Raw genomic sequence first — 23,864 nt, forward strand, 5'->3', positions numbered from 1 at the left:
TTTCATTTTCATGGATGGTGTAAAGATCAATGCCAACAATATCATGTTAATGTTGACGCTTTTGAGGGCAATCCTTGGGAGCAGCATGTTGAGGCTGTTATTGATGCAGTGAAAGAGGGTAAGATACCGAAGGAGCAATATGGCGCACTCTTGATTGACGAGGGGCATGATTTTGATTCTGCCTGGTTAGCNCTCGTTACTCAGATGGTGGATACAAAAACGAATGCACTTCTTTTCATGTATGATGACGCCCAATCTATTTACAGAAAACGGGGGGCATTGGGATTTTCTCTAGCCAGTGTAGGGATCCAAGCTCAGGGACGCACATCGGTATTACGACTGAATTACCGGAATACTAAAGAGATCCTTGCATTTTCCTATCGCTTTGCACAGCAACATTTTGATTCACGTGATGATATGCATACGGCATTTATGCCGCCAGAGGCGGCGGGAATGCAAGGTGTGGCCCCCGAGTTAAAGTCATTTGAATCATTATCAAAAGAAGTGTCCTATCTTATTTCATGGATAAAGCGTGAGCATTCTGAAGGCATTTGCTGGCGGGATATGGCNATCCTTTGCCCTTCTAACAGCGTCGGTAAATACCTTGAAAAAGCGNTGGCTGATACGGATATTCCTCACAGTCACTTTTTTACTGCGTATGATAAAAAACGGTATAACCCGTCAGATGACAACGTGAGTATTTTCCCCTTACCCAGCAGCAAAGGATTAGAGTTTCATTCGGTCGCNGTTATCGACAGTAGCCATATTCTCAATGATGGTCATGATTTAGCGGATGAAGCGCGTCGCTTATATGTCGGATTTACACGAGCAACTCAGCATTTGCTGGTAACCTGGCATCAAAATAATGCACTCAGTATAAGTNTGGAAAACTCATTCAACCATCGTGGTANTTAGCGNTACTCANCTCGTCAATTTTCGATGGAACCAAGCTGTTTATTTTTTACTTTGTTTGAGTAGAACCCAACAAGAAGAAGCAAAAAAATAATTTGTGTGAAGGGAATAATAAATTACCCTGACTGGTGTTCGTCAGGGTAATTTATTTTGCAGACAATTCAGTCTCAGTAGTGTTGATAATTGACGGATACANNCGTATTAACCAATGCTNAATNGGTGTATTTAGGTTTTACTTTATGTTTTCGCTAAAATAGCGCATCAAAAATAGTATTTATCGATAAAACAATAAATAGAATACTGTTAGGCATTACAAATGTGATTTTGGAACGGTGTTAGATAGGGGAGCGTGAAAAAGCTAAATTGGGGTAATCATACCAAATGCCTTAATAGATACTTATGCCTCCTCAATGCTGGTCTTACACTGATAGATGTCATGGGAATGGTAACGGCAGAAGTTACGTTGCCAGAGGCTATACAGGGGGCCGTAGGCAGCAATAGGCTCAGGTGTCATACCAAGCTGATACCCCAACTCCCGACTAAAGTCAAAATCAATGGCATACGTTGATTCTTGACCAAATGGTGTCGCCATATAGGTAAACTCGGTTACGTAACAGATATGCCAGTGATTTCCCTGTTTCCTTTCTAGTCTAATTTCCACAGGGCGGTAACCGCCCGTTTCTGCCGTATAGTCCGCATTGCTGTAATTGAGCGTAATGCTGAAGACTTTTGGGTGACGTTCGATAACGTTGGCCAGCAGGGTAATGAAGGGTTTAAAAATAGGTAAATCACAGGTAATAGTTAAGTGCGGTGCTTTTCGTTTTAATCGGTTAGATTTTATTTTCATGAATATGTCTCATTCTTATGGTTTGTTGTGAACAAAAAGAGAGGTGGTTTTTGCCACCTCTCGGGTTTTAGTCATATTTGGCGATTTATTTTAGACCGGTGTGTGGCGTTGCATTAACCATTCATTCAGCGTTGACTCCAGCCAGCCAACAGATTTTTTACCTAATGGAATCTGTCGTGGAAATGTTGGGTCATACCGGGGTGATTTGGGATTGATCCAGTCGTATATTGTTGAGCGAGATATACCCATCTTTTTCACAACATCTTTCAACCTCAGTACTTTTAGTGGTAGTGCCGTGTTTGTGTTGTCAGGCATTTGCTGGGTATGGCTATGTAATAACATATATCTTTCCTTCTATTTCACATGTTTGCTTCGGTGAGTTCATCTTGCCGACCTAGCTGAATGGTCTGTAGACTGGTAGTATTTTTTTTAATTAAGAACACTAGAAGGATTTACTTTTAATGGAAAATATGAACGAAAATTTTTTTGATGACGTATTTCAAGAGATGTTGGATGCTTTTGATGAACAGTATCGTAAATTAGGGGAACAGCTCGAAGAGGCTGGTGAAAGCGAATATCTGAATACCTTTCGCAACTGTAAGCAGGAGGCCATTGATGCACTTAAAGGATTCAAACTCAGAACGTTAAGTTGTCTTTGTGTTTACGAAGAAATTGAAGGCTGGATGGTGGAGAAGCCTTTTGTATATAACAAAGAATTTAATGAAAGTATCTCAAGTCGTGTGCCTCGAGGCTTACTTTTTTATCGTCTGAATAAATATCAATGTAGTTATTTACCTCTGGCAATGGAGTGTTTTTATTGGGGGCAGCATAAATATGATTCTTTGGAAAAAAAGGAAGGATGCCGAGTACTACTTGATGCTTTCGTTTTTATAAGCTACTGCGTTGCTGGGGATGATAGCCGGAAATCACCAAAGTATTATTCATTAAAGAATAAGTTTGAATATGCAGATAAAAAACAGAACTCAAGAAAAGGTGGGATGAAGCGACATGAACATTCTAACAACCTTAAAACTTGGATTAAAGAATATCTCAAGAAATATGTGCCAGAAGGTGGATGGATAACCAAAAAGGATGCTATTGATGCGTTCTTGTCTTACCTTGAAAAGGAATATCCAAAATGGTGGCGTGACAATCCCAATTCACTACACGAAACTATAACAACATGGGCAAGTGGAGATCTTAAAGCTGAATTTGATGAGGCGGTGATTAGAAAAAATAATATTAAATGATATCGTCGCTGGCGGGATTCAGTGCATCTCTTGCCTACGCCATTTATTCGGGACCTCGATTATTCGAACTTCTGCGTTTTTTACGTCAGTCTCTGACGCTTAAGGCAATACTTATATGAAAATGGTTTTCGATGTAGATATAGCGGTAAAAAATAAAAGCGCCCCGAAAGGCGCAGTGAAAATGTTATCCAACTGAAGAAAACACATAATTTGCCCATACCTGCATCATTGAACGGCGTTCATCCAGCAGGTCAGTGCGATGATAGGCTGCTTCAGATTTATTCTTAATCGTGTGGGCGAGGGCTCGCTCAGCTATATCATGAGAATAGTGATGCTCACTACACCAATCTCGAAAGCTAGAACGAAATCCATGGGCGACGGCATAGCGGCCAGGAGTATCACTGATAGCCTTGGTTCTGCGCAGAAAAGAAGTCAGAACCATATCAGTCAGTACTATCTGCTTTCGTGGAGAGGGGAAGACTAGCTCTTCATGTAATCCTCTCATCTGCCTAAGTATTTCGACAGCTTGGCTAGATAGTGGTATCCGATGCCTTATACCACTTTTCATGCGACCAGGGGGAATGGTCCAGATATTGCGTTTAAAATCGACCTCGGTCCAGCACATGGCTCTAGCTTCACCTGAACGACTGGCGGTCAGAATCGTGAACAGTAGTAATGCGCGGGTAACGTTATAGCGCTCGTGACTATAGACGCGGGAGGCTAGGTATAAAGGTATGACCTTCCATGGCATGGCCGGTTGATGCTCTGTGCGTATACTAACGCTGACCTGCTGAGGAAGAAGGTGGTCAACGACATCGACTGGGTTAGCAGAGCAATGTCCGTGAGCCCATGCCCATTGCATGACTTTATGGATACGTTGCTTAACTCGACCGGCGGTTTCAGGGATCTTCATCCAGAAAGGGCGTAGTACGTCAGCCACATTTGCTGGGGTGATTTCGTTAAGATACACCGAGCCTAAGATGGGAAACACGTGCTGCTCAAGTGTGGATATCCATTGTTTACCATGTTTCTGATTACGCCATCCGGGTAGCAATTCTGTGTGGACTTGTCTGGCGGCTTCTTCAAAGGTGGGAATAATAATTTTAGTGGTTTTTGCTTTTTTGAGCTCTAGAGGATCATATCCAGAGGCTAATTGTTCGCGCATGGTTTGCGCCAATCTAGCAGCTTCAGCAATGGTTATTTCAGGGTAACTACCCAGACCGGCATTGCGACGTTTTTGGGTCACAGGGCTAACATAACGAAGAACCCATTTTCCACGGCCTTTTGTCGAGGACGGATGAAGAGCTAGGCCCGTGACTCCACCATGTGGAAGTGGCTTGTCATCAGGCTTAATGTGACGAGCTTTAGTATCAGTAAGTAGTGCCATGAGCTGAAAACTCCACTATTTTAAGTATGCCGCCAGTATGCCATTCAGTATGCCATTAACAAGAGGCTTAGTTAATATAAGGTTAAGTTGTATTGGACGAAAATTTGGGTAATGTGGCAGTATGGCTGGGTTGGTACGATGGAATTGGTTTGTATTGGACTCATACATGGCAGACGTCCGTTCCGCCACTAAAATTAAAAGGCCAACCTTACGGTTGGCCTTTTTGCTTTTGTTCAAAAATGATATCCTATCTCTAAACACTCATTTACTCCTTTCTTATCGAGTATCGTCGTCGCATATTTTCATATAACCTAACCTCAATTCAGATTTTATGAATTAGGTGACATGGCTATTGGCGTTAATGAATGTACATGCACAAAAGAGGTAGTTAAGTCACGTGCCGAAACCTACATATGCGCTTAGATATACAGCAAAAAATCCAGCAGAACGAATATTTCCTCATTCGGAAAGTTCTTCCGGCGTTGTTTTACCCGGAACGGGTCTATTGCAAGTTATGGTCTGGAATATATTTAAGCAGCAGCGGACTGACTGGTTAAATGTATTAAATAACCATGCATTAGACAGTCAGCTTGTGCTTTTGCAAGAGGCTCAGACCACGCCTGAATTAATCAATTTTGCGACTGATAATTATCTGGCGGCCGATCAGGTTCCCGCAATTATAATGCCTCAGTCAGCCTATGGCGTGATGACGCTGGCTTCAGCTAACCCAGTCTACTGTTGCCCACTACGGGAGCGTGAGCCGCTTCTGCGCCTGTCTAAATCAGCATTAATTACAGTGTATCCGCTAGATGACGGCCGGCAGTTGATGGTGGTAAATATCCATGCCGTCAACTTTAGCTTCGGCGTTGATATCTATCAGCAGCAGTTGAAGCCGATTGGTGAGCAAATTTTGCAACATCGCGGACCCGTCATATTGGCCGGAGACTTTAATACCTGGAGCCGCCAACGTTTGTATTCGTTATATCGTTTTTCGACTCTGACAGGGTTACAGGAGGTTCGTTTTCCGAATGATAGGCGTAAGAAAGTATTTGGCAGGCCGTTGGATTTCGTTTTTTATCGAGGGTTACAGGTTGCAGATGCATTAGTGCTAGAAACGCTGGCGTCAGATCATAATCCGTTAATCGTTAAATTCCACGCTAATCCATAGTGGATTAGCGTGGAAGCAATTTTATCGCTTATATAACGTTAGCGAGTCACCCGGCTGTAGGTTATGTACATCAGCCAATGCGGAGTTCCAGTCTAAAACATCGTTAATATCGACATTGTGGCGCTTGGCTATGCTTGTCAGTGAGTCCCCTTTACGTACCCGATATGTAATCGGACGCTTACGGTTACTATTGCTAACGATCTGTAAAGGCTGACCTATTTTCAGTTTGCTATTTTTAGCCATTTTATTCCAAAGCTGAATATCGCTGGCTTTGACATTATGACGTTTAGCAATTGATGATAAGGTATCGCCTTTGCGGACGGTATACTTAGTTTTAGATATCGCCTGTTTAGAGGCGTTTTGGGCTACTTGGGTCTGTTGCGCCGCTATTTGGCTGATATATTCGCCAGAAATTGGCAAAGTAATGATCTGACCCACAGATATCTGAGCGGTTAATTCGTTGGCCTGGCGAATATCTTGCGCAGCAATACCATAACGTTTTGCTAAGATCTCAACCGTTTCTCCCTTAACAACTCGATGTTGACCCCAATTCACTAAGTTCAGTTCACCATTGCTCAATGATTCTTTCAACTGCTTGGCATTATCAATAGGCAGCATGATCGAGTGAGGACCATCCGGTGCTGTAATATTATGCTTATAGCCTGCATTGTATGTTTTGAGCTTTTGTAACGGCATTCCTGCCATTTTTGCAGCCTGAGTTAACTCAATTTGCTGACCAACTTCAATGCGGGTTAATGCCCGGGTTATGGTGCTGTTGGGCAATGAAATGTTATAGCGTTCCTGATGCTTAATCATGTCGCTTAGGGCGAGCAGCTTAGGAACATAAAGAGAGGTTTCTTTAGGTAAACTTAACGACCAATAGTCGGTAGGGCGCCCCTTAGATTGATTGTCTTTTATTGCTCGAAGAACTCGGCCTTCACCACAGTTGTAGGCGGCGATTGTTTGAAGCCAGTCGCCTTCAAACATACCGTTCAGGCGCTCCAGCATATCCAGCGCGGCCGTTGTAGACTCGGCGACGTCTCTGCGACCGTCATACCATTTGTCTTGTTTCAGACCGTAGTAAAGACCCGTTGTTGGCACAATCTGCCATAAACCAGCAGCACGTGCTGATGAGGTGGCATTTGGGTTAAAAGCGCTCTCCACTATGGGTAATAGTACCAGTTCCATCGGCATATCACGTTCTTTGATTTGGCTGATGATCCAGTACATATACGGTTCAGCCCGCAATGTCACATCGTGGAGATAGCTCTTATGCTTTAAGTAGTACTCTTTTTGAACGCGAATCCGGTCATTATCCGGAATCTCCATCTTCAGCTCTTCGCTGACTACTTTCCAGATATTCTTCTCTGTTTGGCCATCGTCATTCATAAGCCAATCGATATTATCTACCTGAGAAGTTGCTGTGAAAAAGTCACTGGCTGAAGACAAATTCTGATCTACTTGAGGTAATTGTGAGACATCTTTATTTGTTGCCTGACAACCGACAAGTAGCACAGAGGCGAATAAGATCGCTCTTGCCTTCATGTATCGATTCATTTGTTGATTAAAAGTCGAGCGATAATACTTTGCTTAGCAAGATAACTCAACTAAAAGCATTAGTAATTGTCTTTCATTGACCGTAATCGCTCAAAAACTTGCCAAGTTTCAATACTTGGAACGTTCATTCCTAACTTTCTTTGTAAATCAACCTCATGGCATCGTAAAAAAAGATTAATCTTTCTTTCTAATTGCAGCTCTGTTGGTATAGAAGCTTGTCCTTGTGCGCGTAACAGTTCGATTTGTTGCTGATATGTTTCAATTTCGATGTTTTCAGGTAAAACTGAATGCGCAAAACGTAAATTTGACAGTGTATATTCGTGAGCGCAGCACACTTTTGTTGAATCGGGTAGTGAGGCTAATTTTTGTAGCGAGTGATACATTTGCTTAGCCGTGCCTTCAAAGATTCTTCCGCATCCGGCAGAAAATAGCGTGTCACCACAAAATAAATAAGGCTCAGAGTAGTAGGCTACATGCCCGAGGGTATGCCCGGGAACTTCAGTAACGCTGAACTGAATAGTACCAATGCTGAGTTTATCTCCCTCTTTTACAATTATCTGGGCGCCTTTGTTACGGGTTTCTTCCGGACCATAAACCTTTAGCTCTGGATATTGTCTAACTAGTTCAGCAACGCCACCGGTATGATCGTTATGGTGATGGGTTAAGAGAATGGCCGTTGGCGCTAAATTCTGTTGTATTAATGCATCAATAACGGGCTTAGCTTCACCGGGATCCACAATAATCGTTGTAGGGTTATTGTTGGTTAACAGCCAAATGTAATTGTCTTGAAATGCCGGAATCCTGATAAGATGCATGATAGCCCCTGATTTTTAGATGAAGATAACAGAGATAATACGTCATGAGAGCTGCCCGTACCTCAAAGATTTTATCACCGCCATCATCTTGGGATGAACTCTCTTACGGTAATTCTTATCGCAAGGCTTTAGAGCAACAGCTTGAACCTTGGTTGCCCAGACTATTCGGTTTTCATCTGATGAAGTTAGGCAGACTGAGTGCATTATTAGATACTCAATCTTGTATGGTCTCGCATCATTTTAATGTTGCTTCTTCCGGTTGTGATATTCAGGTATACGCAGATAGCTTCCAGTTACCTTTTCTAGATAAAACTATTGATGCCTGTTTATTGGCCAATACTCTGTCTTATTCGGAAGATCCTCACCGTATTTTGCGTGAAGTGGATCGGGTTTTAATTGATGATGGTTGGTTAATTATGAGTGGCTTTAACCCCTTTAGTATTGTCGGGGGAATGAAGCTGATTCCATTTATCAGAAATCGCCACCCTTACTGCTGTCGCGTATTCAGCAAAATGCGCATGATTGACTGGTTAAGCCTGCTAAATTATGAGGTATTGCACCATTCACATTTTCAGGTGGTGCCATGGGGGCCTCAAGGGCGATCGCTACTGAGTGCCCATATTCCTGCAGTAGGATGTCAGACTTTAATTATTGCCCGTAAGCGGACTATTCCATTGACACCGAATCCGCTTTTGGCATTTCAAAAGCGATTTCGTGTTAGCCGCGGGGCCGTCGGTGCAACGAAAGATATGCATAATGAAAAATAGCGTATTTCTCACTATGCATCTGGTTGGTAACCTTCATCTTTAAGCGTTGGTTGCTCTGCTGCAGTTCTGGCTAGTTGGTCACAACGTTCATTTTCTTCATGACCTGAGTGGCCCTTGACCCAACGCCAGTCAATAGTATGTCGAGTAATTGCTTCATCGAGACGTAGCCATAAATCAACATTCTTGACGGGCTTTTTGTCACTGGTTTTCCAACCACGTTTTTTCCAGTTATGTATCCAGCTCATGATACCCTGACGGACGTATTGGCTATCGGTACTAAGAATGACATTGCATGGCGATGTAAGAGACTCAAGCGCCGTAATAGCGGCTAAAAGCTCCATTCGATTGTTGGTGGTAAGAAAATAACCTGCGCTAAGGGTTTTCTCATGCTGTTTATAGCGTAAAATAGCACCATAGCCTCCGGGGCCGGGATTACCCAGACAGGAGCCATCGGTGAATATTTCTACCTGTTTTTGCATCTCTGGTAGACTCGTCATTAAGTTTAAAAACGGTAAGTCTGACACAAAATGGAACCAATAAGCACTGAAATTACACGCCAGATCGTTCTGGATACTGAAACCACCGGTATGAACATGGTTGGCGTTCACTATGAAGGTCATCGAATTATTGAAATTGGTGCCGTTGAAGTGATTAACCGTCGGCTAACGGGACGGCATTTTCATGTCTATATTAAACCTGACCGCTTAGTGGATCCTGAAGCTTATGGCGTTCATGGTATTAGCGATGAATTCTTAGCGGATAAGCCGTCGTTTGCTGAAATTGCTGATGACTTCTATGAGTTTATTAACGGTGCTGAGCTAGTCATTCACAATGCATCGTTTGACGTCGGCTTTATGGACTATGAGTTCCGCAAGTTGCGCAGTGATTATCCTAAAGTTGACTCTTTTTGTACTATCACCGACTCCCTAATGCTGGCCCGTAGAATGTACCCCGGTAAGCGTAATAGCTTAGATGCATTGTGTAGTCGTCTGGATATTGATAACAGCCGGCGTACTCTCCACGGCGCTTTACTCGATGCCGAAATACTTGCTGAAGTCTACCTGACCATGACCGGCGGCCAGACTTCTTTATCGTTTTCAGTCGAAGGCGAGTCTGCATCACAGTCCCGAGGTGCTGAAGTTCAACGTATCATTCGTGCTGAAACAGCCTTGAAAGTTATTTATGCCAGTGACGATGAAATAGAAGCCCATGAGTCACGCTTAGATCTGATTGCCAAAAAAGGCGGGAATTGCCTCTGGCGAACAGCGACTGATGAAGAGACGATAAATTAACCCATTTTACGCACTTCGTTGAATTTATGTGCAAATGACGCTGTTTTAGTAAATTTTCATTGACTCACCATGTGGGTAACCGTACTATCTGCTTCGCTTTCAAAGAAAAGCAACTGTGGAGCGGTAGTTCAGTTGGTTAGAATACCTGCCTGTCACGCAGGGGGTCGCGGGTTCGAGTCCCGTCCGTTCCGCCACTATTTAGGCTCATGTTATTATTTAACATGGGCTTTTTTCTTTTTGTAATATTTGAGTATACAATCCAGTATCCTACTGCCGTTCATCGAGCCGATTAAATCATGTTAGTCTAATTTATTTTGATAGTAGCGGCCAGGCATACCTGGCTACCTCTGTCCGAATGGGTTATCACTTTTCTATCGGCCTGCCGCTGTTTATTTTTCAAATCACTTTGTAAGTGCCTAATAGGATAGCTTCCTCAGATTGTCTTGGAGTACTTTGATCATTCTGGTTATCAGCAAATCATGCTGTTGTTTACGCGCATAAAGTGTTCGTCTACGTTATGCCCACAATATCGGTAGCTACTGAACACATTGCAAATGAAAGCTACAGAAACCGCGTCTTGAGTTTTTTAACGAACGAGAATTTTCCAGTAAATCTGACATCACAAATATGGTGGTTTTTTTAAATAGTATTTTCCATTTCAACAGTAACGATAGATTTATAGAGCTCGTTTTACTCACCTACGATGTCATCGTTATACGCTTCAACAAATAGATAGCCATGATCAATATCAGATAAGCAATATCGTGGAAATAATCTGGAACTAAATATTAAAATGGCAGATGTGGCAGTAAATAAACGTTATATTCGGGGCAAGAGACTATAGGGAACTATCCCTTGAACAGGAATGAGCGTTGTTATATTTCAGCGCCTATTAACTAGATAAAATAGCAAAACGCCCATCTCTATATCCATTATTTAATCACAGACTATTTAAAGCCATTTTGGTCTTAATGTGATAAAAAATAGAACAAAAAACTAAATTTAACCTTTATTTTAGATGGATGTAGCTGTTTTGGTGTTTTAGTGTAAGAATTACTAGGTAGACAGCGATTATTTAATTTGCTTAGATCGGCTCAATTTTGCGAAAAATAATTTATTCGTTGATACGAAGTTACCTAATCATCCTAATTATATTGGGACTAACGGATATGGATAAAGGATATATTCACAATAGTGGTCATGATATTAGTGGGATACTCTTAGATGGAGCTAAAAGAATTTTATCAGAGCGAGTTTTCAATTCTTAAAGAATTAGCCCGAGACAGGGCTTCTGTTCATCCTGAGTTAGAGAATTTTTTTTCCCCATCGGCTTCTGATCCTGATGTAGAGCGCTTGTTTGAAGGGGCTGCATTTTTAAATGCAAGACTGAGACTAAAAATTGAAGATGGCTTCCCGGAACTGACTCATAGCCTATTGGAAGAAGTGTGGCCAACGCCGTTAAGGCCGCTTCCGGCAACGACCATCATTGAATTTAAACCTACAGATAGTGGTGAAACGCTATATGTAGGGGCGGGAACCCATCTTAAGGGGCAAGCCGCTGAAGAAGGGTATCTGTTTAAAACGAGTCGAGATGTTGAGGTTCTACCTTTAGCCGTTATCGATCGAAAAATGGCTCATAGTAGTGATGGTTCGAAGATCACGTTAACCATGCAATGGTCCGGGGAACTGACCAATGACGTCTGGCAACTACAACCATTTACTTTCTTTCTTAGTACCGATCATGCAATCGCAGGATTACTGTCACTGTGGCTATCTCGTTATATTAAAAGCATAACGGTCAGATCGGCCAATCGTTCTTATTTTGTCGGGAAGCATATTTTAGAGACTTTTACGCCAGAGCTTGAATCTTTAGCTTTACCCATTGATGTAAAGCAATTTTGGCGTTTACAGCTACTTCAGGAATATTTCTATACCCCACACGTAAACGACTTTATTACGGTAGATCTTACTCAGGCAATGTCTGAATTACCGTTAGATGAAGGGGGCGTATTCGACGTGACTTTCGATTTTAATCGAATTTTCCCTTTTGAATATGTAATAAGTGAGAACTCATTTAAATTACACTGCGTACCTGCTATTAACCAGTTTGAAGCGATGAGCAATCCGGTTCAATTTGTATCTGATAGTAAAGTTCAGCAGCGTTACCCGTTAGAAACAACGCAAAAAAACCATAAATTATTCCAAGTTAAGTCAGTATATTCACCCACTGAAGCTGAAAGTAACGATCGAGGTGATGTAGAAATATATCGCCCGATTACTCGCTTTATTCCGACTCGCTTTTCTAAAGATCTCGGTCACTATTATTATAAATTAGATCTTGAAAATGATTTACGTGAACAACCAAAGCATGCGATCTCATTTTTTGATCATGCGGGTAAACCCGTTCTGAATATCGAACATCGATATTTTGTTTGTCAGCTAGAGTGCGTAAATGATGACAGCGTAATGAATTTGTCCGTAGGGGATATTTGTATTCCTACGGCTGATGTACCTACGGGAGTAACCTTTTTAAATATTACGCCATTAACCCTACAGCAAGCTCCGGTGATTAATAGCCACAGGCATTGGCCGCTTATTTCGCATCTTTCTTTGAGCCCGGTGTTTTTAGATAACGTTGAGGCTATTAAACAGGTTCTGCTCGATTTTGATATTCACGGTACGTCGAATTTACCGGCTTACGAAAAGCATAAACGCTATTTCGCCGGTATAGCGAAAGTGTCCAGTATCCCTGTAGATCGTCTTATCCGTGGACTCCCCGTTCGAGGGTTGAGAATGGATGTATATCTGGATCCAAATGCTTATCCGGACGTTGGTGAAATGTATCGCTTTGGTTCCTTGTTATCACAGGTATTCGTATTTTGCATTACGGACAGCAGCTATCTGCTTACCCGTATCTTCAATACTCAAACAGATGAATGCTGGACTCTGCCTCAGATTAAAGGAAGCAGAGAACAAATTTAAGGAGTAAAAATGAAACAGGATGGACTCTACTTCAGGTGTAAAATCGGCAAGCTGGATGAAAGCACTTTTGCGGTGCATCGGTTTACATTAACGGAAGCATTAAACGACCTGTATACGCTGGAATTGCATGTTGCGACAAAAACCTCAGATATCGAACTTCAGCCACTTATTTGTCAACAGGCAACGTTCAGCGTTTATTCTGGTGGTTCAGTTCAACGAACGATTACCGGTCTGGTAGAAGGTATCGAGTTGGGCAAAGCCGGCTTTAGGCGGATTATGTATAAAATTATTATCCGTCCTCATGCCTGGTTACTGACTTTACGCAAAGACAGCCGTATTTTTCATTTTAAAACGGTGCCGCAGATTCTCGACAGTATGTTCCAGTTTCATCATGTTCAGACGGCAAATAAATTATTCGGTAAACATAAAGAGCGCGAATATACCACTCAAAAACGAGAAACCGATTATGAGTTTCTTTGCCGTTTAGCATCTGAAGAAGGGATCACTTTCTGGTATGAGCAGGTGGGGGATGATAATGCGCAAATCTTCTATTCAGACAGCCGCCTTGGGCAAAAATCTACTAATAAACTGATTTACAATACTCATCCACAGAGTTCAAGTACCGATGATATTGCCAGCGATGTCCGATTTGGCGTCTATATGCGTCCGACTCAGGCTATTCATAAAGATCGCAACTATCTAAAGCCAGCCTATGAGCTTCAGCATAAGTCAGTATCTGACGGGGCTAATGCCAAAGACGATCGTTTTGCCTTTTTTGATAGCTATGGGCGCTTTGATGATGATGAACCGGGTAAACCTTTCACACAATATCGGTTAGAAGCACTACAGGCTGAATCAGAGCTGGGCCGGGCAACCACCAACTGCGTTAAGCTAATGCCCGGCACAATTTTCTCTTTGTCTGAACATCCTGAAAGCAAGATGAATGCAAAATGGCAGGTTATACGTATCCGTCATGAAGGCATTTGTCCGCAGGCGCTGGAAGAAGAGGCGGATAGTGGACCAACGGTGCTGACCAATGAAGTTGAGTTTATCTCTTCATTGAAAGAGTGGCGTGCGCCGTATATTCAAAAGCCAATACAGGAATCAAGTGAAGTCGCTGAAGTTGTCGGTCCTGAAGGTGAAGAGATTCATGTGAATGAACATGGTGCTATTAAGGTGCACTTTCACTGGAACCGCTATGACAAAGCGGATGATCGCGCCTCCTGCTGGGTGCGTGTTGCGCAAGCTTGGAACGGTAATGGGTATGGTTTTTTAGCGACGCCGAGGATTGGTCAGGAGGTGCTGATTTCTTATCAGGACGGGGATGTTGATCGTCCTATCGTTACTGGTGCTAACTATAATGGGGTGAATAAGACGCCGGTTCAGTTGCCGGTTAATAAAACCCATTCCACCTGGCGGAGTAAAACGCATAAGGGTGAGGGGTTTAATGAATTTCGTTATGAAGATGAAAATGAGCAAGAGCGTATTTATATGCATGCTCAGAAGGACCATGTAACAGAAATTTTGCACGATCAAGATCATACCATTGGTAATAACCGAACTAAGAAAGTGGGTGTCGATCAGAAAGAGACGATTGGGCAGGATAAAAGAACGGATGTAGGGCGGGATCATTTTGAAACTATTGGCAATAACTCGGTTATTAAGGTTATCAACGATCAAGAAATTCAGATCGATAATAATAGGACGTTGATAGTTAACAGCTCCGAGAGAAAGGAGATTTATGCTGATTCTAAGGACGAGATTGGTGGCAATAAGACTATCGTGATTCAAGGTGTTAAAGATGAAAAGGTTAACACCAAGATATTTTCCCGCACTAAGCAGTACATTATGCACGCCGAAGATAAGATGGTGATAGCCGGGCCCGGGGGGAGTATTACGATTGATGCGGGTGGCGTGACGATTAAGGCTAAAAGTTTGAAGATATTAACGCCTTCAATGGCGATCAAAGGCGGTGGAGTTGATCAAGTTGGCGCATTAACCGCAATGGTTAAAGAGGGCCAACCGTTCTGTGAAATCTGTGCGAAAGCTAAAGAAGCAGCAGAGGAAGCGGCGAAAAAATGAATAGATTAAATAAAATTGATCTGCCCACTGACCAGAAAGAGGCTTCGGCTTTAATTAAAGAATATTTATTTGGTTCTGTATCGTTATTTATGTCGGAAGACGTGACGGTTGTGCGGCCTGAGTTCGGGGCAAGTTGTTCAACGTATGCGGTAATAGACGCAATGTATAAGCCGGACATTTCCATATTTCTTGATGCGTATGATACCGAGTGGGAATGTTTGTGGAAAGGGGAGAGTCAGGAGCACTTTGAACTATTTGCGCCTTATATAGTTAAAGTCACACCGGATACTCAATTTTCTGAATGGTTGCTTGAAAGCGGGTGGGGGAAAGAATGGGGAATTTATCTTAGAAGCTACCTGCCTTTGAGTAAGCTAACACACCACCTGCGAAAATTTAATCAAATATACAATGAAATAGATGAACGCTGGGTCATGTTCAGATACTACGCTCCGGTAACGGTTAAAACATTTATCCCTTTCATGTCTGCCAGTGATTTCGCTGAATTCACAGATGGAATAACTCAAATTATCTCTGAGGATCCGGAACAGAGACGACTGTTAGTTATTTAAACAACTTGTTTTTGCGTTTGCCATCTAAGAATAGGAATTAAATTATGGACGTAATAGGAAGTGCAGTAAATACAGCCACTGAATTGGGAAAAGAGGCGGTGTCCTCCGTTGCTGATAAAGTTGGCGGTGCCATGAATGATGCTTCTGGGAGCATTGGCTCTGCGAAAGAGTTCGGTAGTGAGTCAGTCGAAAAATTGACCAATATGGCTTCAGACTATGGCGAACAGCTGGATTCAATGTTGACGACTGGCCAGAATAAAATCAATGTCTTAGGTTCTGCTCTGGTTTCAGATATGAAGGATGCTCCTGCTGATCTTCGCACAGGGCTTGCGCCGACGACGGAAGATGCAAAGGATGAGCCGGTACCCAGTGATATTCCCAAAAGTGACTGTACGGCTGATGTGAATCGTGGTTTTCTCGAAATACCTGATTCGCAAGTTGATGAACAGATTTCACTTGTCTACGACACGCCGCCGTATCCTCCGATATTAGAACCCTATGATGATGATGATGAAAAACTGGAAAAAGAACCTGCCGAGTTAGGTATTCCGTTTGATATATTTAATCAGAAAGTTACATCAACTGCCAAAGAGGAAATTGGGGATAACCCTTTCCAAAATAGGGCAATTGAGAGTGCAATAGATTTAATGATTATGGATGAATTCTATGAGGCTATAAAAAATAAATTAGGTGGAGAGAAGTTTATTGTCTTTATGGGGCTTTTTAATAAAGCACAGAAAGGTGATGGGAAAGGGAACGAGCTTAAAATTAACTATAAAGGTGAAGATATTCTCTGCGAGGATGCCAAATATACTCTGAGTATAGTTAAAAAGGGGGCTGTAATACGTCCTAAAAAACAAAGACCTTATCCTAATACTAGCTCTGGGGATAGAGTTGTTGATGATTCAGAGCCAAAATACCATGTGGATATTCGTAATGATGTTCTGATTACTGATGATTTTGATATTCAAATTGCTATTGATATTGAGGTTTTTATTTTATCTGATGCAATAGTTTTCAACACTGGTTATTACAGTCAAGATTTAAATATGCAGTATATGGGTCTTTCATATTCAGAAGCGTTGACAAAAGCTAAAGCGGAAAGTTTAGAATCGACCGGACAAATATATAGCCAACCGGTAGAGAAAATTGCTGATGACTTTCTGGATCTTATCTTTGAACATATTAAGAAAAATAGAAGTTGGGATATTTTCCGCGATGTGGCACTTGAAGTACTCGATGTAGGCTTAACTATTGCTGCAATTTGTACCGGAACAATTGCAATAAAGGCTGCCGCAAAAGTCGCGATGACTACTGGGACAAAAGCCATTCAGGCCGGGCGCGTAGGTCTGGTTGGGTTAGAAATGAATAATATGGTTCGGGCAACAGACCAACTAGTTGTTAGACGGATGTTTGGTGTTAAAGGTACAGCAATAGATCCATTGCTAGGTTTCTCCCAGTTTTTGGATAAAAAAATGGGAACTGGCCATGCTCTAGAGATTACCTATTTTGGATTTAATTGTTTAATGATATTGGGTAAAACACCAACGCAGAAATCAGTATCCGCGGTTAGTTCTGCTACTGGTGCTTCCACTATGGCTTATTGGTTTATTTCTAAGAATACGGGACAAATTGAAAATCAAGAAGCTCTAGAACAGCAGGAGGTTAAATAATGGCTGGGCGACTACGGACAAACCACGTCAGAACGGTTGATAATGTCGACCTCCAGTTAGTTAGTGTTGATAACTTTACTCGATTTTATAGTGGTAGATGGGATCGAATTGATTCGACGGATATAAGATTTAATCATTACTTCGAGCACTATAAACTTAGTCTGGAGAATCTTGAAATTGATGTGATGATTGGCTTTGTGGTCGATGGCGCTAGGCAGGAGGGAGCATTAATAAGGATTTCAGGTAGTACTCATACAACAGGCTCTGAGGTTAGAGGTATTATTCAGGCAATGCCAGGTAACCCTAGCGTTCGTGCACAAATATCATCTAATTCACCTACTTCTATTGAGTTTTTATTAACCGATCATTTATTTGCTGGTTTCAAGAGCTATAAAATAACGAGCTTTCTTGGCGGTATTGGTGAGGCAAACGTCTGGCGTAAATTATCGAATGGTGTTTCTGGAAGCCCAGCTATTTTTAATATCTATTCTAAATCTATCAGAGGAATAAAAACGATCGCATTTACCCCCATTGAGGGGACGATAATGCACTTTCAAAAGATAGGATGTGAACATGGTATTGATATTGTTTTTCAAATACTAAACCCTCAAAATCCAAGCCAAAAGATTTGGGTCATATTAGAAATAAAAACTACCAGCGTAAGATCGGATAGTTTAACCACTATAAAGAGATATCAGGGGGATCTTTCTGAGCCTCAGAGGATTGGTGATGAGTACTTTATTCGAAAACTGAATGAGTTTCTTGCTAAGCCAAGAATATATGGTTCAGCTGTAGGTGATTCAAAATATAATGCTGCAAAACAGTTACTTAAGGATTTTGAGGCCCAGATGTCCGGAACTGTTATGAGTAGTAACAGTACAGTAGTTGCTCTGGCTTTAGGCCAATCAGTCGACCAAAAATTTAGTTCCGTGAGTAGCGCAGCCAGAGTAAAGCAGTTAGGATTAGACCCTGATATGATGTTTCTCTCTGGTATGGCAGGTGAATATACCTCTCTAGGTGAGAAACTAGGTGTAGTTATCCCTAGGCATACACAAATGTTAGATTTATAGAATATGGGTAATAATAATGAAAAACTTTGAAAGTATAAAACAGTTCTACTTAAAATATTTAAAACTAGAAGAGGAAATTAATGACTCTATTCTAATAGAGGATATGGCTTTGAAATATTTCGAGTCAAATTTTATTAATGAAAATGATGTAATGAAAATACATTTGGCTAAAGGGTTGTTCTCAGATTTAGTCTATAGTAGTGGGGAAAAGTATACATGGTTATTGAATTTTAAAAACCAATATAATAATCAGGCTCTTTGTGATTACATAGCTTTTGTTTTTATGAATTTATTCTCTATCGGTGTTGCTAAATATAATGATAAGCAATCCTATATCACTGGTTTTCATACTCAGGGTTTTCAGTTATTAATTTTAATGGCGACACATAATATTGAAATGGCTGATTTATGTTATTCCCATCTAAAAAAGAATGTAATGGACGGTGTTCTAACAAGAACGGTAAGGAGAAATAAAAACGCTGATATTCCACCTAAAAAGTTGGGTGTTTTAGGGTATGGCATGTTAGCGTCAATCCATAACGAGACCTTTGACTGGGATGCTGCCCAAATTCCCTATGATCGTTTATATACCGATTTTGTCAGAGATAGCCTTTACTCTGGAGATGAGACATTAGTCGCCGAAGGCATTCTCTCCTTATTAAACAGTCATATAAAATGGGCATCGAGAAGTCTCGATATTGAAAGTGAAGTGCATTTCTTAGGGTATGAGTATGATGAGGATTATGCATTATTATGGCCATTTGAGTATCAGGCCATTAAAAACATTCGTGCACAGCGTGGGTTAACGACTCCGGTAGTTGCACACCCGTTATGTGAAGGGCCTTTGGCTACCACGGACCACCGTCCAGATTTCAGTCGGTGGCAGGCCCCGGAATGGTTTTTCCCAGTAATGGATCGATTAATTGCAATTGAGCCTAAATTTGCTGAAGCGAAAGCGTTATTTAAATAAGTAAAATTCCGGGAGAAAAATAGCATGAGGCTAACATCCGCAACGCTTGATAATGTCAATAATCGGCGCATGTTTGCGTTTGTCGAGACGTGTGTGGATTTTGTGAGTACACGTTTTGCTGATGTGATTAAGTATCGTAATATACAGCTAGAGCAGTTGCGATTAGCCGTAAAACAGACTTATGAATGGACTGAACTAGCAGGTAGGCCTAGTCAGTTGCTTACACTAAGGCTTATCTGTGCGCGAATATGTTTTGGTTCTTATTTTATGGAAGATATACGCTATTCAGAATTACAGAATATTGTTAATCGCCAGGTGGATGCTGTTCGTTTGACCGATGAAGACCCTATTTATAATTTTATTGTCGAGCATATTGATGACTGGTCGTTTGACTGTTTTGTAGAGAACCTTGAGATTACATGGAGTCTTGCGGCATCAAGACAGGTTATTCCCCGAGAATCACCAGACTGGCCTAGCGGTGAACAAATTTTCGATAAGCTATTTGACGCTGAAACAAGAACCGCATTTCACCTGACGGATACTTTGCGCTCTGGCATTTTTCAAATGCTGAAGGATACCGTTTCACCTATTTCATCCCTTCAGGCGGGAGAGCAAACACAGCTATTACTCGCCATAGCCCAGTATTATGACGGTTTTCGCTGCTTTGATGACCCTCTCAGACCACGATGGTATGGGGTATTAAATTCAGAAGATATGGACGTAACCCGCTGGCAGATCCAGAAGGTATATACCCCGGAACAAGGAAATTAAAATGAGCAAAGCCGTTGCCCTAAAAGGACATCAACATACTTGCCCTATGGTTGATCCCGGCCCTAAGCCTCACGTTGGTGGTCCGATAGATGAATGTCAGCAAACCTTTGTGACTTATAATGGGATACCTATTGCGTTAGTCGGCGATAAGCTAACCTGTGTCGGGGGGAGTAGTAAAGATACTATTTCGTCGGGGTCTTCAACGTTAACCATTAATGGAATTCCTGTTGCTCGAGTGGGGGACTCAACCGCACACGGAGGCGTTATTGTTGAAGGGGCCTCAGGGCTTAAAATTTCGTAATTTACCCACGCTTTGGCACTCTATTTTAGCAGTTTTTTAGGTACTCATTACTGCATTGAATAAACCACTGCGTCGCGCAGAAATATGAGTATTATTTGAAGGTGAAGGAATATCTATAATGTTTATAACACGAACAAGAAAAGCAGCTTTTTTCATTATTGCCGGAGCATTATTATTGTCCGGCTGTTCTACACCGGCCTCAAAAAATCCGACCTACGTCAGCTCACGGGCAATGCAAGCTCAACTCTCTGATAATGATGTGTTTGATAGTGATTTAGCGCATGAAATTACTAATGAAGAAATACGCATTACTTACGACCAGCCCAATGTAGGCGTAAATTTAGCGTCTCATTCACCGATTATTTTAGTTCAGTCGGGGTCACTGGTGCCTGATGCGTCTATGCAAACTGAAATGGCAAAATACTATCGGGTATCTGTTTATTCAGGTATTCCACCGACTAAGCCGCGGGTTAAGAAAGACAGTGAACCGGTTATTCAGAACAACTATATGAAGTCACTGCGCTTGGTGGCGGCGAAAGGTAAACAGCCTACGGTGGTAGTTTATTGGGGGAGTCTGGAGACGGGGATTTATGATGAAACCAGTAAGTCTATGATCTGGTCTCCATATCGTGGCGGAAAGCTACCGACCAATACTAAATCACTTCGTTATTTAGTGCGCTTTGTTGCAGTAGATACCCGAACCGGTAATTGGGTAACACATTCTCCGCTGAATACCGAGACTGATTACACCGTCGTGCCATTTGGTTCACAAACTAACGAACTGGCTCAGCTTGATGAGTTGAAGAAAAATGCGTACATAGCCGCTGCCAATGATTTTTCTACTCGTTACCAGCGTATAGCAAAATAAATTATTTTAGGATTACTGTGTTTCAATTTTATCAAAATATAAGCCGTATCTAATAGCTCTATACCCAAAATAATTCGAGTTGCATCGCTACCTGCAGCGGCCTTATCTCGATAAGCTTATTCAAGTATGTGATTCGGGTGAATGAGCCTAGCCAACAAAGATGCAGCTTGAAGTATTACGGGTATATAAAATGAAAAAGGAATATCTCAATGAGTAACGGAACAGGAAATACTGCTGACAAAAAGCCACTATCTAAAGGTATGCTCTACTTTTTTGTGGCAATGGGATTATTTTCTCTCGGTAAGCTTGGATATGGAATATATCAGGACCGAATCGAGAGTGCTAAGGAGCAAGCGGCAAATGAAAGAGACTTTAGTCAACTGATTAATGAAGTTGAGAGTAATATGGATAGCTATCTGGCTAACCTTAACAAGCAGCTCCCTATTGAAGTAGATGATGTGACTCAATTGGTTAAACTGGAACGCACCAATAAAGTGGTGAATGCTTACTATCAAATTACAGATGCTAATGCGGCGAATATCCTTTCTAAAGATACCACTAAGGCCTCTGAAGTCATCAAAGATAGCGTTTTAAAAGCCTACTGCACCGAAACCTGGACGAAAAGCCTGCTCAATCTTAACTATCAAATCAAATCGATATACCGTAGCGAAGGGCACCCCGAATTGCTCGACTTTATCGTGCTCAAGGCTGACTGTGCCCGTTTTAGAGGCTTGAATTAATCCAGACTAAAATGTGGGATAAATGGCAACTAACAGTCAGGTTTAAATAGATTAAGGGATTACCTCATATTTTGACCGGCCCGAAAGTATTTCCGGTCTTTCTGAGTGGGCATATCGGGTTCCTTTTTTGTACCAGCTACTTATGTCTGGCAGCCCTAGACTGTGCGCTTCTCTAATTTCGAACGGATTTGACGCAGAGCCTGATGATGAAAAGACAAAACTGTATGCGATCAGTAGTGATTTTGAGACGGGATTTGTGCGGCTGAAGAGGTTTTTTTCAATCTTAAAGGCACCTGAATCAGATGCTGTTCCGCGACTTATCGCCGACATGGAGAATGCAATCAGGTTTCTTGAAGAACATACCGATCGCTATCTTCTTCTTGAAACGATTGAGTTAGATATGATGACTGAAATCGAGGAAGCCAAACTGCGTGCGCGCGTTGAGACGGAAATCAAGAGCTGTCTGCTTGTCGGAGCTGCTGTTGATGCTCTTCCGGAGAATGTAAACGAAGCGGCAACGCTTCTGAAGAAAGCTACTCAACAAAAATGTGATGCTACGCTTGACGCCCTTTATGGTCTTCGATTTGACGATACCTGTGATTATGCGCGAGTTGACCATCCTTTGGGCGTTTCAGAGTGGAGTGAGATCCTGTACTTTGGCCTCTGGAATCGTGCTGAGTTTGAAGCGAATAGCTAATTAGCCAGAACTCCGGTTCTGCAGCTGGACATCGTTATTTAAGCTGGCGGTGTTCAGTTGCAGGGTAATGTTACGGTCAAGTCGCATTGACAATGATATGTATGTTGTCAATGGTTGGTTCGGGGAGTACTCAATATTTAATTCTGTGAGTAGCGCGAATGTTCCAATTATAATACCTAAGGCTGGAAAGTAGAAAAGGAATGCTGATGAATCGTTATAAACAAATTTATTCTTATTATTTAAAAAATACTGCATATCTTAATGAACCGCTATTTGATGAACTTTTAGAGTCAGATATATATCGTTTAGTCACTCGTTTTAAATCTGAACCTGAGAGTGAGATAAATTATTTTTCTGGGGAAATATTCAAGAGTCTAAGTGAATCATACTTTCAGAAATATATATGGACAGTTTTCCATAAGCAAGAGATAAATAATCAGTATCTTTCTATATATACTTCTGGTACTAGCATGAATCTATTCGCAAATTATTTCCAGCGCAATGGTGATGAACCATTTCATATGGATACGGCTAGTGTTGGGCTTCAAATTATGATGTTAATTGCTTGTAGTCAATTGAATATTGTTGACTTGCTATATCCTAAGGTTATGAATTCCATTATTACTGGAGACGTTAAACGTTTCGCTACGGATGATGATGGAGAAATTGAATCTCAGAAAATGTTTGTCTTAGCGATGGAGATGTTATCGAGCGAAAAGCAAAGTACTATTGATTGGGCTTCAGCGGGCATTCCGATTGAACGATTTTATTATGACTTCGTCAAAGAGGCTTTATACAGCACGGATGAAACTATTTTAAAAGAATGGCTTAATGGATTATGCGATCAGCATCTTAAGTGGTGTGCCCGGGCTCCTGATATTATGGAAGAAGCCACATTTATGGGATATGAAGTACCAGATCAACTCCATCTTTGGCCTTTTGAATACCATGCCGTTATAAATATTAGGGCTAGGCACGGTCTTAGTACGCCAGTGATTGACCATCCTCTATTAACAAACAACTTCAAGAACATGGCTATTCCAGATTTCAGTCAATGGGAAAAACCAACGTGGTTTACTGAAGTGAGTGAAGAGCTTATCCGCATCAACCCGGATTTAGCGTTCACGCGTGATTTGTTCTGACAAG

23 protein-coding genes and 1 tRNA gene are annotated in these 23,864 nt (G+C 41.6%); 18 read left to right on the forward strand and 6 right to left on the reverse strand.

Annotated elements, in window-relative coordinates:
• Positions 1–237 precede the first annotated feature (237 nt).
• On the forward strand, positions 238–915 hold the full coding sequence (locus YWE_RS27050) for a 3'-5' exonuclease (RefSeq protein WP_428829264.1): 678 nt from the start codon (positions 238–240) through the stop codon (positions 913–915).
• Between the two features lie 394 nt (positions 916–1,309).
• Here the strand turns inward: YWE_RS27050 and YWE_RS0110350 are convergent, their stop codons facing one another.
• Together YWE_RS0110350 and YWE_RS0110355 are read right to left on the reverse strand one after the other, a co-directional pair.
• The gene (locus tag YWE_RS0110350; RefSeq protein WP_051323282.1) at positions 1,310–1,759 is read right to left on the reverse strand and encodes a DUF2787 family protein; all 450 of its coding nucleotides are present in this window, start codon (positions 1,757–1,759) and stop codon (positions 1,310–1,312) included.
• 90 nt (positions 1,760–1,849) lie between these two features.
• Positions 1,850–2,101 (reverse strand): helix-turn-helix transcriptional regulator, encoded by a 252-nt coding sequence (locus YWE_RS0110355; protein ID WP_051323283.1) that lies wholly within the window; start codon positions 2,099–2,101, stop codon positions 1,850–1,852.
• A 119-nt stretch (positions 2,102–2,220) separates the two neighbouring features.
• Between YWE_RS0110355 and YWE_RS0110360 the strand changes: the two genes are divergently transcribed.
• Entirely contained in the window at positions 2,221–3,009 is a 789-nt protein-coding gene (locus YWE_RS0110360) for a hypothetical protein (RefSeq protein ID WP_029094466.1), read from the forward strand.
• A 184-nt stretch (positions 3,010–3,193) separates the two neighbouring features.
• Here YWE_RS0110360 and YWE_RS0110370 read toward each other — a convergent pair whose 3' ends face one another.
• The gene (locus YWE_RS0110370; protein ID WP_029094467.1) at positions 3,194–4,396 is read right to left on the reverse strand and encodes a tyrosine-type recombinase/integrase; all 1,203 of its coding nucleotides are present in this window, start codon (positions 4,394–4,396) and stop codon (positions 3,194–3,196) included.
• A gap of 397 nt (positions 4,397–4,793) precedes the next feature.
• On the opposite strand from YWE_RS0110370, the gene YWE_RS0110380 reads away from it, so the two are divergent.
• Positions 4,794–5,564: an endonuclease/exonuclease/phosphatase family protein gene (locus tag YWE_RS0110380; protein ID WP_029094469.1), complete on the forward strand. Its 771-nt coding sequence runs from the start codon at positions 4,794–4,796 to the stop codon at positions 5,562–5,564.
• 21 nt (positions 5,565–5,585) lie between these two features.
• Here YWE_RS0110380 and mltD read toward each other — a convergent pair whose 3' ends face one another.
• The gene (gene mltD, locus YWE_RS0110385) at positions 5,586–7,109 is read right to left on the reverse strand and encodes a murein transglycosylase D (RefSeq protein ID WP_051323284.1); all 1,524 of its coding nucleotides are present in this window, start codon (positions 7,107–7,109) and stop codon (positions 5,586–5,588) included.
• Positions 7,110–7,180: 71 nt separating this feature from the next.
• A complete protein-coding gene (gloB, locus tag YWE_RS0110390) occupies positions 7,181–7,936 on the reverse strand; it encodes a hydroxyacylglutathione hydrolase (protein ID WP_029094471.1) in 756 nt (251 codons plus the stop codon).
• Between the two features lie 44 nt (positions 7,937–7,980).
• Here gloB and YWE_RS0110395 point away from each other — a divergent pair, with 44 nt between their 5' ends.
• Positions 7,981–8,703, forward strand: a complete 723-nt coding sequence (locus YWE_RS0110395) for a methyltransferase domain-containing protein (RefSeq protein WP_029094472.1) — start codon at positions 7,981–7,983, stop codon at positions 8,701–8,703.
• An 11-nt stretch (positions 8,704–8,714) separates the two neighbouring features.
• Here YWE_RS0110395 and rnhA read toward each other — a convergent pair whose 3' ends face one another.
• Positions 8,715–9,182, reverse strand: a complete 468-nt coding sequence (gene rnhA, locus YWE_RS0110400; protein ID WP_029094473.1) for a ribonuclease HI — start codon at positions 9,180–9,182, stop codon at positions 8,715–8,717.
• 57 nt (positions 9,183–9,239) lie between these two features.
• Here rnhA and dnaQ point away from each other — a divergent pair, with 57 nt between their 5' ends.
• The 14 genes from dnaQ to YWE_RS31385 all read left to right on the forward strand — a co-directional run bounded on the left by dnaQ (position 9,240) and on the right by YWE_RS31385 (position 23,860).
• Entirely contained in the window at positions 9,240–9,995 is a 756-nt protein-coding gene (gene dnaQ, locus YWE_RS0110405) for a DNA polymerase III subunit epsilon (RefSeq protein ID WP_029094474.1), read from the forward strand.
• Positions 9,996–10,112: 117 nt separating this feature from the next.
• A tRNA-Asp gene (locus YWE_RS0110410) sits at positions 10,113–10,189 on the forward strand.
• 1,030 nt (positions 10,190–11,219) lie between these two features.
• Complete coding sequence (gene tssF / locus YWE_RS0110415; RefSeq protein WP_029094475.1) at positions 11,220–12,977, forward strand: type VI secretion system baseplate subunit TssF; 1,758 nt, start codon at positions 11,220–11,222, stop codon at positions 12,975–12,977.
• A 9-nt stretch (positions 12,978–12,986) separates the two neighbouring features.
• Entirely contained in the window at positions 12,987–15,059 is a 2,073-nt protein-coding gene (locus YWE_RS0110420) for a type VI secretion system Vgr family protein (protein WP_029094476.1), read from the forward strand.
• Positions 15,056–15,628 (forward strand): DUF4123 domain-containing protein, encoded by a 573-nt coding sequence (locus YWE_RS0110425; protein ID WP_029094477.1) that lies wholly within the window; start codon positions 15,056–15,058, stop codon positions 15,626–15,628. Before YWE_RS0110420 ends, YWE_RS0110425 begins: the two co-directional genes overlap by 4 nt.
• A 44-nt stretch (positions 15,629–15,672) precedes the next feature.
• Positions 15,673–17,301, forward strand: a complete 1,629-nt coding sequence (locus YWE_RS0110430; RefSeq protein WP_029094478.1) for a hypothetical protein — start codon at positions 15,673–15,675, stop codon at positions 17,299–17,301.
• Positions 17,301–18,371 carry a hypothetical protein gene (locus YWE_RS0110435; protein ID WP_029094479.1) on the forward strand — a complete coding sequence of 357 codons (1,071 nt, stop codon included), beginning with the start codon at positions 17,301–17,303 and terminating at the stop codon, positions 18,369–18,371. The genes YWE_RS0110430 and YWE_RS0110435 overlap by 1 nt, the downstream gene beginning before the upstream one ends.
• 16 nt (positions 18,372–18,387) lie before the next feature.
• Positions 18,388–19,341 carry a hypothetical protein gene (locus YWE_RS0110440; RefSeq protein ID WP_029094480.1) on the forward strand — a complete coding sequence of 318 codons (954 nt, stop codon included), beginning with the start codon at positions 18,388–18,390 and terminating at the stop codon, positions 19,339–19,341.
• Positions 19,342–19,365: 24 nt separating this feature from the next.
• Positions 19,366–20,112, forward strand: coding sequence for a hypothetical protein (locus YWE_RS0110445; RefSeq protein ID WP_127526487.1), 747 nt, complete (start codon positions 19,366–19,368; stop codon positions 20,110–20,112).
• A gap of 1 nt (position 20,113) precedes the next feature.
• Positions 20,114–20,413 carry a PAAR domain-containing protein gene (locus YWE_RS0110450; RefSeq protein ID WP_029094482.1) on the forward strand — a complete coding sequence of 100 codons (300 nt, stop codon included), beginning with the start codon at positions 20,114–20,116 and terminating at the stop codon, positions 20,411–20,413.
• 118 nt (positions 20,414–20,531) lie between these two features.
• Positions 20,532–21,281 (forward strand): lipoprotein YafT, encoded by a 750-nt coding sequence (locus YWE_RS27055; protein WP_051323286.1) that lies wholly within the window; start codon positions 20,532–20,534, stop codon positions 21,279–21,281.
• Between the two features lie 209 nt (positions 21,282–21,490).
• Positions 21,491–22,021 (forward strand): hypothetical protein, encoded by a 531-nt coding sequence (locus YWE_RS0110460; protein WP_029094483.1) that lies wholly within the window; start codon positions 21,491–21,493, stop codon positions 22,019–22,021.
• 58 nt (positions 22,022–22,079) lie between these two features.
• Complete coding sequence (locus YWE_RS0110465) at positions 22,080–22,718, forward strand: DUF7822 domain-containing protein (RefSeq protein WP_438358115.1); 639 nt, start codon at positions 22,080–22,082, stop codon at positions 22,716–22,718.
• A gap of 206 nt (positions 22,719–22,924) precedes the next feature.
• Entirely contained in the window at positions 22,925–23,860 is a 936-nt protein-coding gene (locus YWE_RS31385) for a hypothetical protein (protein ID WP_029094485.1), read from the forward strand.
• Positions 23,861–23,864 lie beyond the last annotated feature (4 nt).

It is taken from the genome of Budvicia aquatica DSM 5075 = ATCC 35567 (genome assembly GCF_000427805.1).
GTDB classification, from domain to species: Bacteria; Pseudomonadota; Gammaproteobacteria; order Enterobacterales; family Enterobacteriaceae; genus Budvicia; species Budvicia aquatica.